At 71.0% G+C, this 15084-nt stretch carries 8 protein-coding genes and 1 pseudogene; 3 read left to right on the top strand and 6 right to left on the bottom strand.

The genetic code is table 11. The features are described 5' to 3' along the window. A partial coding sequence (locus KDK95_RS19405) for a hypothetical protein (protein WP_212519623.1) occupies nucleotides 1-1450 on the top strand: 1450 nt, incomplete at its 5' end. Between the two features lie 362 nt (nucleotides 1451-1812). Further along, nucleotides 1813-2361 carry an SMI1/KNR4 family protein gene (locus tag KDK95_RS19400; RefSeq protein WP_212519622.1) on the top strand — a complete coding sequence of 183 codons (549 nt, stop codon included), beginning with the start codon at nucleotides 1813-1815 and terminating at the stop codon, nucleotides 2359-2361. A 15-nt stretch (nucleotides 2362-2376) separates the two neighbouring features. On the opposite strand, the pseudogene KDK95_RS19395 reads toward KDK95_RS19400, so the two are convergent. The 6 genes and pseudogenes from KDK95_RS19395 to KDK95_RS19370 form a co-directional block, all read right to left on the bottom strand. Beyond that, a pseudogene (locus KDK95_RS19395) lies at nucleotides 2377-2826 on the bottom strand (IS1634 family transposase); the annotation flags it as partial. 661 nt (nucleotides 2827-3487) lie between these two features. Continuing rightward, nucleotides 3488-8041: an FtsK/SpoIIIE domain-containing protein gene (locus tag KDK95_RS19390; RefSeq protein ID WP_212519620.1), complete on the bottom strand. Its 4554-nt coding sequence runs from the start codon at nucleotides 8039-8041 to the stop codon at nucleotides 3488-3490. A 72-nt stretch (nucleotides 8042-8113) separates the two neighbouring features. Further along, nucleotides 8114-9568, bottom strand: a complete 1455-nt coding sequence (locus KDK95_RS19385) for a hypothetical protein (RefSeq protein ID WP_212519619.1) — start codon at nucleotides 9566-9568, stop codon at nucleotides 8114-8116. Nucleotides 9569-9684: 116 nt separating this feature from the next. Beyond that, complete coding sequence (locus tag KDK95_RS19380) at nucleotides 9685-10299, bottom strand: hypothetical protein (protein ID WP_212519618.1); 615 nt, start codon at nucleotides 10297-10299, stop codon at nucleotides 9685-9687. 257 nt (nucleotides 10300-10556) lie between these two features. Continuing rightward, nucleotides 10557-12269, bottom strand: a complete 1713-nt coding sequence (locus tag KDK95_RS19375; RefSeq protein WP_212519617.1) for an amidohydrolase — start codon at nucleotides 12267-12269, stop codon at nucleotides 10557-10559. After that, the gene (locus KDK95_RS19370) at nucleotides 12256-13713 is read right to left on the bottom strand and encodes a purine-cytosine permease family protein (RefSeq protein ID WP_212519616.1); all 1458 of its coding nucleotides are present in this window, start codon (nucleotides 13711-13713) and stop codon (nucleotides 12256-12258) included. The genes KDK95_RS19375 and KDK95_RS19370 overlap by 14 nt, the downstream gene beginning before the upstream one ends. 575 nt (nucleotides 13714-14288) lie before the next feature. Between KDK95_RS19370 and KDK95_RS37770 the strand changes: the two genes are divergently transcribed. Then, nucleotides 14289-15002: a TetR/AcrR family transcriptional regulator gene (locus KDK95_RS37770; RefSeq protein WP_212519615.1), complete on the top strand. Its 714-nt coding sequence runs from the start codon at nucleotides 14289-14291 to the stop codon at nucleotides 15000-15002. Nucleotides 15003-15084 lie beyond the last annotated feature (82 nt).

The raw sequence follows: 15084 nt of genomic DNA, 5'->3' as shown, positions 1-15084 counted from the left end.
CCTCACAGAGCTGGCTGCGCCCGCCAGCCCCTTCGCATCAACCTTCCCCACAGCCTTCAGCGACACCCCGCTCGCCGCCCCACTGGACCCCCCGACAGCCCTCTTCGACGTCCCTGACCGCTTGACCTACACAGCGGAAGGCGACGAGGTAGTCCAAGTCCGCGGGGCCTTCGGCACCCGCCGACTGGACGTAGAGTCGATCGCCAAGGACCAAGAGCCCTTCGCCATCCGGCTGACCCCCTGCGACCAGGAGATCGCCCCCGGCGTGACCTTCTCCGCCCGTACGATAGACCTCGGCCGCGACCGCTTCACCAACTCTTACGAGCTAGCCGTGGACACGAGCCGTGCCAGACTCAACGTCCACAGCGCCACCAACGGCTTCTACCTCCCCGACCTCGTCAACGGCACCGAAGTGCGCCCGAGCGGCCACGCGCGCGACACCGCAGAAACGATGCTCGCCGCCGTCACCGGCTCCTTCTCCTTCATCTCCGACGACGCCGACTACGAGCCGGCCGAGTTCTGCCTGGACTTCTGCGCCCGCGACGGCATGACGGTCTCGCTGCCCACCGTCGCCAAGCCAGCGTTCATAGTCGGCCGCGACGGCCGCGTACAACTACGCGAGCTAGACGCACGCGGAACCCTGCGCATAGCCGACCGCTGCTACGGCTGGATCGGCTCCAAAGCCCCCGTACGGCCCGCCGACGCCGGGTTCCTGACCGTCTACGGCGCCGCGAACTGCCGCGTCGAGTACACCGAGGCCGAGCGCGTAGCCCTGCTCCGCGGCGTAAACCGCGCCCAAAACCGCACTCCCGCCGCAACCGACGAGGTCATCGACCTTGTCATAGCCCTGACTGACGACACCAAGCGCCACGTCGTCACGTCCGTCCACCATGCCGGCGGCGCGGACCTCTTCGAAGGCGCATTCGTCCTCCGCGGCACCTCCGACGTGATCGGAGACGTCCGCCCCGGCGACGAAGTCGAGATCATCTCCATCGACGACCTCGAAGCCGCCGCCATCGCATCAGGCTTCTCCATCGGCCCGAGCGCCGCCGCTGCCGCCCGCGGCGAAGCCCTGGACGGCTACGACGAGTCGCTAGGCCTCTCGCCGTTCCTCCCCGGCGCCCGCTACGCCCGCACCCTGATCGCCCTGACCGACGACGTCCTACGCCTGCGCGTCTTCGACGGCGCCCCGCTGGCCAAGGGCTTCCAGGGCGTCTCCTGCTCCGAAACCGCCCGCATCCTCGAGGCCGACGGCCAAGACGCAGAGACCGTCCACCACCTGGACGGCGGCCAGTCGGCCAAGCTCGCCTTCCGCCGCGGGCCGGAGACGGCAGTCCTGGGCAGCATGCACTACCTCCTCTGGCCCAAGCAGGACGCCGGAGCCTTCCTCTGGCGAGGCCGCCACGGCCGCCTGCTCCGCAGCGCTCTGACGATCGCAGCCCTCGGCTAGCCAGCCGACGTACGTAGACCGCTGAGGCCTGCGTTCCGCTGCCGGCCGGGGTTATCGGGGCTGCGCCCCGTGGTTTGCGCTTGCCCACCCTCCCACCCGTTGCGTTGGCAGGACCGGCTGCAGTTTCAAACTGAAAGTCACCCTCGAGATCAACATCATCGTCTCCTGCGGCCCAGCTCAGACACCCGCGGGGAGGCTGGTTCGGCTGTGGTTCGCGTGTGGATGGTGTGATGAGGTCCGGTCGATTCGACTTGGCTCAAGTTAGTGCGCAACGCTGGCCGTTGGGGTCGGCTTGATGCTCTCCGCGCCCGTGAGGGGGTTGTGCTGTAGGTTCGTCGCACCATCGAGATGAAGGCGATCGCATGCGGGACGTGCTCGACTTTCGACCGCTGCTGGGTGAGCCACTGCGGGCGGGCGGTGAAGCCGAGTTGCACCAGTTGGAGGAGCGCTGGGGCATCAGCTTGCCGCCGGACTTCCTATTGCTCCTGGCGGCCTATGGCGATGCGACGTGGGAGGGGTACTTTCAGGTCTCGGGCCCGCGGACGCTGGGCTTCGTCGGTTCGCTGTACGAGTCCGTCGCCGATTGGAACGAGGGCGAGGAGATCGACCTTCTCCCAGCGGACGGCGGGCTGCTGCTGTGGGGCTCGACCGTGGAAGGAGACTTGCTCTGCCTGGAACCTGCGGGTGACCGATGGCGTGTGCTGGTCTCCTCCAAGGTCGTCGGGCAGATCGTGCGGCACGAGATGGACTTCAGCGATTGGCTGCACGCGGTGTTGACCGCCGTGATCGACACGGACTGGCTGCCGTCATTTGAGCGGTACCCGCTGGCGGTCGAGGAGTACGGGAAGCTGCCGTTCGGCTTGCCGATGGGCGCCGGCCCGGCCGGTGCAGCCACCTCCGGCGGTCGGTAGCCCGGCCGGCCAGGATCAGCGCGTGTCAGTGCGGTGGATGTGGTCGAGCGCTTGGGCGAGGTCGTCGGGGAGCGGGTCGGCGGCGGTGATGGTGTGGGTGCCGGCCTGGGTCTCGATGGTGCGGTAGCGGCGGGCGGTCTGGATGAACCTGCGGATCGACCAGCCAGTGCGCTCCTTGATGAAGCACCCGACGGCCAGGGCTGCGAACACGATGGTCAGGTGCGCTTCGATCGAGTCGCGGGTGCGGTGGTAGATAGGCCGGGCTCGAAGGTCGTGCCTTGACATGCGGAACGACTTCTCGATCTGGAAGAGCCGGTGGTAGGCGCCGATGACGAACTCTGGCGTGATCGGGGAGCCGGCGGGGCAGGATTCGAGGTTGATGACATAACCCTTCAACCCGGCCAGGGCACGCGATTTGGCCTCCAGGGTCCTGTTCACGGTGCGGGTGCCGCCGGTCAGCTTCACGACCGTTCAGAGCCTCAATTCAAGGATTGGGCTGAGGCTTCTGAGGCGGCGGGCTTGGCGAGCACACGGGATTTTCTCGTGCCCTGGTTTCGCAGGGCAGCGGCTGAGCAGACGCGCCTCCGGACCTCAAGATCCGAGGGCGGATAAAGCGCGCGGGATATGTGCCGACAGCTCAATCATTCCATGCGGTCGGCGGACCGCGTGACGGCGAAGTCGCTCAGCCTCGCACGCAATCGATTTCGGCTAGGCCTCGTGGATACAGACATCCAGCCCATCGGCCCATTGGGAATTTCTTCGGGACACGCCAGCGGGGCTGGCCCCGGGGCCTCGGCGGCGCCAGAGCCGCGCGACAGATCGAGAACTCGGCCTGAACGTTCGACATGCGGGTCCTAATATGCTGCCACCGTTTGTGCCGCGATCGCGCATGACGGGGTATCGGACTCTTGCCGGTGTGCGTTCTGCCCGCTGCCTGGCGGCGGGTGGTTCACTCCCGCGGGTAAGCATGAGTGTCGGGCTCGCGGCGGCCGGGCGGCGCCGCGCGGACCGGCGCCTCAGCGCCGCACGCCGCGGTTGCGCTAAGCGCGCCGCCCTGGAAGCGTCGGCAGATCGATGCTGCTGCACCCCGTCGAGATAATCCACCGCCAGACGACGCCAAACAGCGTCATCCGCCGACGGGGTCAGGAGCACGCATACAGCGTGAATACTCCGCCCTACTCGGCGGCGCCCCTTCGCGGAGTTCGGTCAGGGGCAGGGCGATGGCGGTGGCGGCGCCCGTGGTCTGGTGGGCCACGTAGCCCCGGCCCAGCTTGAGGGGGCGGCGGACGATTTCCATGGGGAGGCGGCCGCCGATGACGTCGCCTTCGTTCATGGACTGAGGCTGGAGGAGGACGCCCGCGCGGGAGCGGCGGGCCTCGCTGATCCAGCCGGTGGGGACCTGGAGGCCCTCGGCGGAGCCCGCGTAGGCGAGGCCTATGCCGCGGTCGCGGCCCGTTCTGACCAGGTTCCTGAGGGGGGCGTCCAGGGCCAGGGCGCCGACCAGCAGGTCCACGTCGTCGATGATGACGACGCAGGGGGCGCCTAGCTGCTCGAGACTCTCCTCGATGTCCTTGGCTTCGGGCTGGGCGTTCGCCAGGACGCGCACGTTGGGATCGGCGGCCAGGCGGCGGAGCGGGGACTCGCGGGGGGTGATGACGAGGAGCTTGGTGCGGCCGGCCAGGAGGGAGATGGCCAGGGTGGCCAAGGTGTTCGACCTGCCGCTGCCGCTGGGGCCCGCGACGGCGAAGGCGTAGCCGCGGCCGGTGAAGTCGACCGTGACAGGGCCGGTTTCGTCGGCGCCGATGCCTAGGAGGCCGACCAGCGGCTTAAGTTCGGTGAGCTGACGGAACGCTGCTGCGAACTCGATGCCGATGGGCAGCTTGCCTACGGTGAAGGGCTTGTTCACCTGGAGCGTGCCCGCGTCGCGCTGGGCGGCGTTGCGGCCGATGCGGCGCAGTGCCTCGGCCTGGGCTTGGCCCGAGGGGTCCTCGGTCAGCAGCGCCCACTGCATCTCGGCGATGCTGCCGGACTGCCAACAGCGGCCCGGGGCCACGCGGACGGGTACCTCTTGGGCGCGCATGCCGAGGACCATGAACTCGTTGCGGTCGCTCATTCGCAGCATCACACGGTGCTCGATCAGGTTGCTCATGCGGCCATTCGACAGGCCGCGGTCGCCGGCGATGACGAGGTGGACGCCGGCGGCGGTGCCTTCGCGCAGGAGGCGGTGTACCTCGTCGAGCAGGCGGCCGTTCTCGTGCTCGCTGATGGTCGCGTGCAGCGATTCCCAGCCGTCGACGAACAGCATCAGGTGGCCCGGGCGCGGTCCCGGCGGCATCGCGGCGCGCAGCTCCGTCAGGTTGCTGCTGTGGTGTTCCGCGAGAAGTTCCTGGCGGCGGGTCAGCTCCTCGGCGAGGCGGGTCAGGAGGCGGTCGATGCGCTCGAGGTCGCCGCGGCCCACGACGGCGCCGGTGTGCGGGAGTGCGTCGAGCACTGAGAGCCCGCCGCCCGCCGCGTCGATGGCGTAGATGTGCACCTCGGCGGTCGCGTAGCGCTCGGCCAGCGCGCCCGCGAGGGTGCGCAGCGCCTGCGTACGGCCAGATCGGGCCGTCCCGAGGATCGCCAGGTGGGTGAAGGTCTTCAGGTCCAGCATCACCGGACGCTGCTCCTGGATGACCGGCAGGTCCTCGATGCCGATCGCGATCGGCGGCAGTTCGCCGCCGGGCTCCGCGGCCGCGCCGAACGGGCTCGGCTCGCCGGGGACCGCCGTGGCGCGGGAAGACGAGGCCAGCTCGTGGAGGGCGGCGAGGGTGATGTGCTCGGGGAGTTCCGGCAGCCAGGGGCGCGGCTGCGGCTCGATCTTCATGTCCTCGGCGGCACGCCGCATGGCCTGGACGAGCATCGAAAGGTCGGTTTCCGCGTACTCGGACTCGGGCGCGGCGACGGGGGTCGCGAGCGGCAGGTCCTCCTGCCTTCCGAGCTTGAGCCAGGGCACTTCGACCGCCGACGCGGGCGTCGCGGGCTGCTCGGTGGTGTGGAACGGGGCGCCGCTGTAAGCCGCTTGGAACGCGGTGACCGAGCGGTGCGAGAGCCGCACCAGCGCGCGGCCAGGCAGGTTCGTCGGGATCAGCGCCGCGTCCGACGTGTCGATGACGTCCTTGCTCTCGTTCGGGTCCAGCACCCGCAGCGCGATACGCAGGTTCGTGTTCGCCTTGATGTCGGGGGACACGACGCCGGCCGGGCGTTGCGTGGCCAGCACGAGGTGGATGCCCAGCGAACGGCCTCGCTGCGCCAGCGAGACCATGCCGGGGATGAAATCCGGTACCTCGCGCACCAGAGTCGCGAACTCGTCCACGATCAGCAGAAGCCGGGGGAGCGGCGGCATCCCGCGCTCGAGCCGGCGCTTCATCAGGTAGTCGGGCTGGTCCTTCGCGCCGTACTCGGCCAGCAGCCGCTCGCGCCGGCGCAGCTCGGCCGCCAGCGACTCCAGCACGCGGTTCACGAGGTGGCCGTCCAGGTCCGTGACCATGCCGAGGGTGTGCGGCAGGTTCACGCAGTCGCGGAAGGCCGAGCCGCCCTTGTAGTCGACGAGCAGGTACGTCAGTTCGTCGGGCCGGTTGGCCACGGCCAGCGAGGCCACGAGGGTCTGCAGCAGCTCCGACTTGCCGGAGCCGGTGGTGCCCGCGATCAGCGCGTGCGGGCCGTCCTGCGCCAGGTCGATCGCCAGCGGACCGTCGTAGCCCATGCCGATCGGCGCGACGGTCGAGGCGGGCTGCGACTGCCAGAGCCGGGCGATGACGTCGGCGTCGGGGGATTCGAGGTCCAGCAGCTCGGTCAGCCGCAGCCGGTCCGGCAGCACGCTGCCCTCGTCGATCGTGGCGTCGCGCAGCGGGGCGAGCGCGCGGGCCACGGCCTCGAACCAGTCGGGGCCGACCAGGTCGGGCCGGATCCCGGCGAACTCGGGCAGGCCGTCCTGGCGCAGCGTCACCCGTTCGCCGTCGTCCACGATGACGGAGCTGGCCTCCTTGGGCAGCATGCGCATCTCGCTGTCCACGCAGATGAAGAACATCCGCATCCGCGGGCCGTCCGTGAACAGCTGCATCATGCCGGGCAGATCGCGCATCCGGCGTGCGCCGTCGACCAGGATCACCAGGTCGGGGTCGGCGAAGATGGCGCGCGCGGTCGGCGACTTCGCGGCCTCCTGACGGCGGGTCAGCGTGCCGGTGAGCTCGGACAGGCGGTGCCCGACGGTCTCCGCGTCGTTGCCGATCAGCAGCGTGGGAGCGTAGGGCGAGCGCAGGTGCGGCAGCCAGCGCAGCCACTCCCAGTCCGCCGCGCGGTCCGGGTCGGTCAGGACGGCGAGGCGCACGCCGTGCGGGCTGTGCAGGACCGCGATCTGGGCGAGCAGCCAGCCGGCCAGGGGCCGGATCCGCTCCGCGGGGCCGGCCATGCCGACCACGCCGCGATCGGCCAGCGCGAAGCCGACCGGCAGGCTCGGCACGGTCCAGCGCACGCGGTCGCTGAACTCGCCGCCGCGGTCCGAGTCCTCGATCTCGTGCATCGAGGGCTGATCCGCCGTTCCGAGCCGCAGCACCAGGTGGTCGGGGTCGCGCCGGCGCCGCTCCCAGAGCCGGCTGCCGGGGCCGGTGGCGATCAGCCGCAGCGCGGCCGGGTCGGAGGTGAGATTCAGCCGCAGCACGCGCTCGTCGCGCACCGCCTGCTCGATCATCCGCTCCTTCTCGGCCTTGAGCACGTAGTACTCGGCCAGGTCCCGCTTGTACTTCTTGCGTCCGTTGCGCCGCGAGGTGATCCAGTTGGCCACGGCGAAGACGGGAGAGAAGAACGCGAACGTGCTGTAGAGCAGGTTGTGCAGCAGGTACGCCATGGTGAAGCCCATGATCGCCGGGGCGATCACCATGACCATCGGGAACGGGTTGCGGCCGCGGAACACCGGCCGATGCGGGATGCGGTGCCGGCGCTGCGGCACCGGCTCCACGATCCGCGGCGGCCGGTTGAAGTCCAGCCCGACACCGTCCTCGGTCGGCTGCACCGAGGAGTCGGGCGCGGTCGGCTCGGCCCAGCGCAGCACCGTGTCCCGGACGACCAGGTCGGCGTCCCGGTGCCACCAGACGGCGCCGGATCCGCCGCCGGGCGGCTGCTCGGGTGCGGGCGGAATCGGCTTGGGCACCACGGGTTCGCCGCGCTGCGGCTTGGGCTCGGGCGCCGGCGGCGGAGGAACGACGGCGATCAGTTCGGCGCCGTCGTGCAGCAGCACGGAGACGACCCCGTCCGGCGTCACGGTGATCTCCGCGGCCAACGGCGCGGCCCCGGCGATCGGGATCGCGCTGCGGCCGGCGGATCCGACGGTGTGCCGGCCGGCCGGCAGCGGGTAGATCGAGCCCGCGCCGAGTCCGGAGACGGTGTGCAGTTCGAGCAGCGGCGGCGGCTCCTCGGGCAGGGCGGGCGTGCCGGCGAACGAGACGCTCGCGCCCTCGAGCAGTCCGGCGTCGGCGAGCAGCGCCTCCGGGTCGAGGCGGCGCGAGCCGTGGTAGAGCTCGGTGCCCGGCTCCTCGAGCGCGTCGGCGATGGCGGCCGTCGCCTGCCCGAGCGGGGTGTCGGGCCCCGCGCCGACGAGCACGTGCCGCGTACTGCTGCGGCCCTGGACGGTCACGGCGAATCGCATGGCGTTGCTGGTCCTTTTTTCTGTGCGCTGCGGTGTGCGGCGGTTGAGACTGAGCGTGCGGGTGCGGGGTGGTCAGCGGTGCGCGGTCTGGTCCGCCGAGGAGACGGCGAAGCCTGAGGCCCAGTCGTCGAGGTCGTCCTCGACAGGGGCGGGGGAAGGCGCGAAGGTGCGAGCGGGGCTGCCCGCGCTGGACGGCGCGTCCTGCACGGAGGACGTCGAGGCCACCGGCGGCGGCACCGGTGAGGTGGACGACGCGGGGGTGGAGGCGGAGGCGGCCGCGAGATTGGCGCCGCTGACCGGAAGTTCTGAGGCCGTCTGCAGTGCGGGCTGCGCGCCGGTCGTGGCCAGGGTGTGAGCCTCGGGTAAGCCCGGAGCGGCCGAACCTGAAGCCGACGCCGCCGAGGCGGGGGTCAAGTGCGCCGAATCCGGGGCCGGGATCGGAGTCGAAGTCGGCGCCGGGACCGGAACCGAAGTCGACGACAACACAGACGACGCCGCCACAGCGGGAGCCGCTGCCGCAGCCGGAACCGTCGCCGCAGCCGCAGCCGACGCCACAGCGGGAGCCGACGCCACAGCGGGAGCCGACGCCACAGCGGGAGCCGCTGTCGGGGCGGCGGCCCTCGCCACCGACGCGGGCTCGACTCGGGTAGCTGCGGCGGCCTTGACCTGGCGTAGCCAGTCCTCGAGGTCGGCGTTCTCCGGGGTAGCCGGTTCGGACTCATCCTCGACGTAGCCGAGCCTGCGCCACTTGTCGATGTACTCGGTCTCGGGACTGGACGCGGAATCGGCGGCGGGCTCCGAGGCCGCCGCCGGTGCCGTCGCAGCGGCGGGGGCCTCGATCGCCTCCATCTCGCGGCCGACGACGTACGTCTGGCGCTGCCGTTCCTCGGTCGCAGTGCGTTGCATCAGCTCGCAGGCCAGGCGCGCTTCGTCGGCCGTGAACATGCGGGCGATCGCCAGGCCCAGCAGCACGATCGCGTCGCCCTCGATCTCCATCGGCCACCACGCGCCGCGGCGCTCGCCGTCGCCGCCGCGGTTGGCGGCGCCGTCTTGCAGCCATTCCGCGCCCAGGCTGCGGGCCTGGCGTGCGATCAGCTCGCGGAGCAGGACGGAGTCCTCGTCGGCACCGCCGGCCACCGCGATGGGCCCCGGCGCGCGCGAGGTGTTGATGAAGACCACTGTCTCCTCGAACTGGCCGATGGCCAGCGTGGCGTTCGCGGCGCCGGGGTCGGCGGCTGGGCCCCCTACGCCGATCTCGTCTCGGTCCGCGATCCACACCCGGGGGTCTCGCCCGGGACGCCATGGGGCCAGCGGCTCGGGCACGGACGCGGCCGTCCCGAACGCCCAGCGCAACGTGACCGTGCGCAGGCCCACCGAGGCCACGAACGGCCACGCCGCGTTCTCCGGCTGCTCGGCGCGCGCGAAGGCATCGGTCGCGGCGTGTACCGTGGCGGGGTCGCTGAGCAGCAGCTCGATCGGCGTGGGTGGCTCGTTGCGTCGTCGTCGCCTGTGGCGTGATCCTCCCATGCTCCGCGGTACGCAGAGCGGCGGGGAATCGTTCACCGGCACCGGAAACCGGCTCGGTCGGGCCGACGCCGTAATCCCGTGCCGATCGTCCCGGCCGGAGCGGGCCGGCGGCCGCCTCAGCGGGCGAACAGCGACCAGTCGGCGGCCACCACCTCGTCGACCAGGATAGGCACGATCCGCCGGCCCGGGCGCGGGGTGCTCAGCCGGTGGATGGCCTGGGCGTCGGCGGGGGCGGTCAGCGCGCAGACGACGAAGCAGACGTCGACGTGGTCGGCGAGCCGGGCCGGGTCGAAGTCGTCGAGCCGCTCCACCAGGATCGGGTCGACGACGAGCAGGTCCGGGTGGAAGGGCCGGCCCGCGACGACCACCGCGAAGCGGCGCGCGCCGTCGCGGATCGCCGCACCGAGCCGGTTGGCCAGCTCGGCGCCGAGCTCCTCGCGCACCCGCTGCCGGCCGGTGACCGTGATCACGCTCGGCGCGAGGGCCAGGTCGACGAACAGGCAGCCGCCCTCGCCGACGCCGAGGAAGACCGGCGCGACGGCGAGGGTCGGCACCTGGTCGGGGGCGGCCGTCCAGTGGAAGGCCGAGTACACGGTGGGCGCCGAGGGCAGCGGCCGCAGCCCGGAGAACTCGGCGCTGACCAGGTCCTGGCCGTAGGCGAGGGTGACGCGGAGGGACGCGGGCACGATCGCGGGCGTCGTCGGCACGGGTGCGGCGGCGAGATCGTACATTCGGGGCCTGCCTCTCTCGGAGCACTGCGCATCAGAGGTCTCACCTCGGGATACGGATGTCCGGGCGCCCCCGTTCAGCGCCAAGGCGGTTCTGTGCGGAATCTCAAAGGTCTGCCACTGATCGCCGGAAGGCCGGGTTGCCGGGATGGCGCGCGGCGGCCGAAGGGGCTGCCGGAACCTACGGAGGATCCCAAGCGCAAGCACATGGTGGGCCGGCGGCTCGCGAACCCCATGACCCAGGCCGCGTGACTCGGCTCCTAAGCCTCATAGACGACTTCGCCCGCCGCGATCGTCAATTTCACCTTCGCGTCGGCGATCGGCGCCCGGCCGTTCGCGGTGAACTCCGGATCGAACACGTCCGTGTCGAGCAGCACGAGGTCGGCCCGGGCGCCGGGCTCGATCCGGCCGCCCTGATCGTCGTGGTTCACGTATGCGGAGCCGGCCGTGAACGCGTCGAAGGCCTGATCGATCGTCAGCCGCTGCAGGGGCAGGAACGACGGGTTGTCGCGGTGCTCCGGGTCGATCCGGGTCACCGCCACCTCGAGCTGCTCCAGCGGGTTCGCCGTGGTCACGGCCCAGTCGCTGCCCATCGCCAGCCGGGTGCCCGCCGCGAGCAGGCTCGCGAACGGGTACTGCTGCGCCGCCCGCTCCGGCCCGAGGAACGGCACGGTCAGCTCGTCCATCTGCGGCTCGTGCTGGGCCCAGTAGGCCTGGCAGTTGGCGATCACGTCCAGTTCGGCGAAGCGCGCGATGTCGCTCGGCCGGATGACCTGGACGTGCGCGATGTGGTGCCGGTTGCGGCTCGGGCCGTTGACCGCCTTGGCCGCGGCCACCGCGTTGAGCGCGTTGTGCACGGCCCGGTCGCCGATCGCGTGCATGTGGACCTGGAAGCCGGCCGCGTCCAGCTCGGCGAGCGCCGCGGCGAGCAGCTCCGGCTCGACGTACGTCAGGCCCCGGCCCGCCCCGTGGCCCGACTCGGAGCTCTCGGCGTCGTCGGCGCCGTGCCCGCCGCAGCCGTCGCAGTAGGGCTCGAACAGCGCGCCGGTGTGGTTCTCCAGGATGCCGTCCGTCATGATCTTGATCGTCGTCGGGTGGAAGCCGGAGCCGAGCGCGTGGCCCGGCGCCCGTACCTTCAGCGCCTGCTCGCGCCGGGCCCGCAGGTCGTCGATCTGCTCGAGGCCGCGGGTGCGCTCCCACCAGAGCGCGCCGGCCACGCGGGCGGTCAGCCGGCCGTCCGCGGCGAGCGTCTCGTACGCGGCCTGGGTCTGCGGCGTCACCCACGCGTCCTGCCACCCGGTGATCCCGAGGCCGTGCAGGTACTCCTGCGCGTTCAGGATCGCCGCCTCCCACTCGGCGCGGGTCGGCTCCGGTACGACGTGCTCGTTGATCCGGTAGGCGACGCCCTCGTGCACGGTGCCGGTCGCCTCGCCGGTGGCCGGGTCGCGCTCGATCCGGCCGTCCGCGGGGTCCGGTGTCTCGCCGGTGATCCCGGCCATCTCCAGCGTCTTGGAGTTCACCCACGCGCCGTGCACGTCGCGGTTGAACAGGAAGACGGGCCGGTCCGGCACGATCGCGTCGAGGTCCTCCTTGCGCGGCGTGCCGCCGGGGAAGTACTCCATCGCCCAACCGCCGCCGACGATCCACGGCTCGTCCGGGTGCGTGCGCGCGTACTCGGCGATCGCGTCCAGGTACGCCTGACGGCCCGCCAGGTCGTTGAGCCACAGCCGCAGCCGGTTGCGCCCGGCGAACGGCGCGTGGACGTGCGCGTCCTGGAAGCCCGGCACGACCAGGCCGTGGCCGCCCGCGTCCACGACCCGGGTGCGCGGCCCGGCCAGCGCCGCGAGCTCGGCCCGGGTGCCGACCGCGGCGATCCGGCCGCCGCGCACCGCGACCGCCTCGGACCACCTCCCGGCACCCGAGCGGACCCGGGCGCCGGTCAGCAGCAGATCTGCGTACTCAGCTGTGCGCATCGGTGAGAATTCCCTCTTCTTCCACGATCCGCCGCTCCGCCGGGAGGTCCAGGCTGCGGCAGAAGTACAGGTAGAGCAGGCCCGCGACCGGCAGGCCGATGAACATCGAGTAGTCCACGTCGGACAGCCGCGCGGCCAGGAAGCCCGTGTACGGCGTCGTGACCATGAACGGCAGCATCACCAGCATGCTGACCAGGTAGGCGACGTTACCGCGCCAGCCCCAGCGCCCGTACATGCCGCGCGGGTTGAAGATCTCCTTGACCGAGTACAGGCCGCGGCGCACCCAGAAGTAGTCGACCAGGTTGATCGCGGTCCACGGCGTGAAGATGTACGTCAGGAAGATCAGCACGTTTCCGTAGAACGAGTTGAACCGGTCGATGCCGACGAATTGGGCCACGCCCCAGACCAGCAGGAACATGATGGCGATGCAGACCGCCCTGATCCGCCGGGTCGGACTGACCGGGGAGACCGAGTCCTTGATCGAGATCATCGACATCATGCCGCCGTACTGGTTGATGGCCATCACGGCGAGCAGCCCCACCAGCAGCGAGAACACGACGATCGCGCCGAGTCCGCCGAACAGGCTGTCGGCGGCCTTCTTGAAGGCGTCCACCGGAGTCGCCGTCGGGTAGGCCGCGGAGGCGACGGCGCCGATCACGAACACCCAGATCGCCGACAAGCCGCTGGGCAGATACGTCCACCAGAACGTCGAGCGCACGCCGACCTTCGCGGGCAGATACCGCGAGTAGTCCGAGACATAGGGCGCCCAGCCGAGCTGGAAGCCGGCGACGATGACGAACACGGTCATCACCGGTCCGGCGTGGAACGCGCCGAGCGAGAAAGCGCCGGAGGGCAGCGTAGCGTTCGAGAGCGCCGCGACGGTCAGCACGACCATGACGACGACGAGCGGCCAGGTCAGCCAGCGGCTGACGGTGTGGATCCACCGGTAGCCGAACAGCGAGATCATCGCGGCGATCATGGCGGCGACGAAGTACCCGGCGTTCGTGTCGAGCCCGAACAGCGTGTGCATCGCGTCGCCGCTGAGCAGCGCGTCGGAGGTGTTATAGGCCACGTAGTTGACCAGGGCGAAGACCCACACTGTCAGCGCCGCGCCGAGGTAGCCGAACTGCGGCCGGGACTGCACCAGCTGCGGCAGGCCGAGCTGCGGGCCCTGCGCCGAGTGGAAGGCCATGAAGAACGAGCCGAACAGCGAGCCGACGACGGTCGCGATGATCGTCCACATCAGCCCGGCGCCGATGCTCAGCGCGGTGACGCCGGTGGCCATCGCGGTGAGGTTGATGTTGCTCACGAACCAGACGGCGCCAAGGTGCCGCGTCGTGCCGTGCCGTTCGTTCTGCGGCACGTAGTCGATGGACCGGACCTCGACCGACGCGGCGCTCGGGGGAGCGGGCGATTCGGTCTCTGTACCGATGGTGCTGGCCATGGGGCGCCTCCGGGAGCGGGGAGCAGGGGCGGGGCACGAGCAGCGGTTCGAGCCGTCAGTCTGTAGATAATCAAGGAGATAGTCAATAGGCGTGACTATCATGTTTCGGGAGGATGACGAGGTACGACGCTCCCCCAGCGGGCCGACCGGGACGGCGACTGAGGCGTGCGCCCGGGCCGGCCCGGGGCGAGACAGGTAGCATCCCGGTGCGGATCCGGGGACGGCGGGAAGGACGCGGGACGATGACAGCCAAGGCCAAGGCGCAGCCCGAAACGGAACCGAAGGCGCGGTCGAAGGGGGAGACCACGGCGCGGCCGGATGCTCGAGAATCCAAGGCGCGGCGGGACGCGGAGCCCGAAACGCGGCCGAATGCGGAGGCGAACGTGCAGTCGAAAGCGGAGCCTGAAGCGCGGCCGAGTGCGGAGGCGAACGCGCAATCGAAGGCGGAGCCTGAAACGCGGCCGAGTGCGGAGGCGAACGTGCAGTCGAAGGCGGAGCCTGAAACGCGGCCGAATGCGGAGGCGAACGTGCAATCGAAGGCGGAGCCTGAAACGCGGCCGAATGCGGAGGCCAGGGTGCAGTCGAAAGCAGAGGCCAGGGTGCAGTCGAAGGCGGAACCGAAGGCGCGGCGGGCGCGGGGCAGCCTGAACCAGCAGGTGATCGCCGAGGCCGCGATGAAGGTGTGTGACCGGGACGGCATCGAGGCGCTGACCTTCGAACGGATCGGGCGCGAGCTCGGCGCGCACCCGACCGCGATCTACCGGCACTTCCGCGACAAGGACGAACTGCTGCTCGCCCTGACCGACGAACTGCACGCCGACGCCACCTCCGACGGCCTGCCGACGACCGACGACTGGGCCGAGGACCTGCGCTTCATCGCACGCCGGATCCACGCCGCGTTCCTGGCGCATCCGCACGTCGGCCAACTGGTCGCCGCCCGCACGGCCCGCCGCCGTCACGAATTCGCGGTCGTCGAGTACATCCTCGGCTGCATGCGCCGCGCCGGCCTGCCCGACCCCGAGGCCGCCCGCTGCTACCGCGTCTTCGCCGACTTCGTGCTCGCCTACGCCAGCATGGACGCGGCGCTGCTTGCCCTCGACGCCCCCAAGCGCGAGGCCGACCTGCGCTCCTGGGAAGTCGACTACCGCTCGCTTCCGCACGATCAGTACCCGAACCTCGCCGCCCTCATCGACCACATCCCCTCCCTCGACCGCCCGGAGAACTTCGAGCTCGCCGTCGACCTGATGATCACCTCCATCGGCACACGCGTCCCAACTGCCGGCAGCTGACACCCAACGTCGACTCCCAAGCCCGCCGCCGTCCCGGCCGCCTCGGCAAGCCATGTCCCAGTCGCCTCTGCCGGCCGTGTTG

This window comes from Actinospica acidithermotolerans, from assembly GCF_018139625.1.
Classification (GTDB): domain Bacteria; phylum Actinomycetota; class Actinomycetes; order Streptomycetales; family Catenulisporaceae; genus Actinospica; species Actinospica acidithermotolerans.
This window is presented reverse-complemented; position numbering and strand designations above follow the sequence as displayed.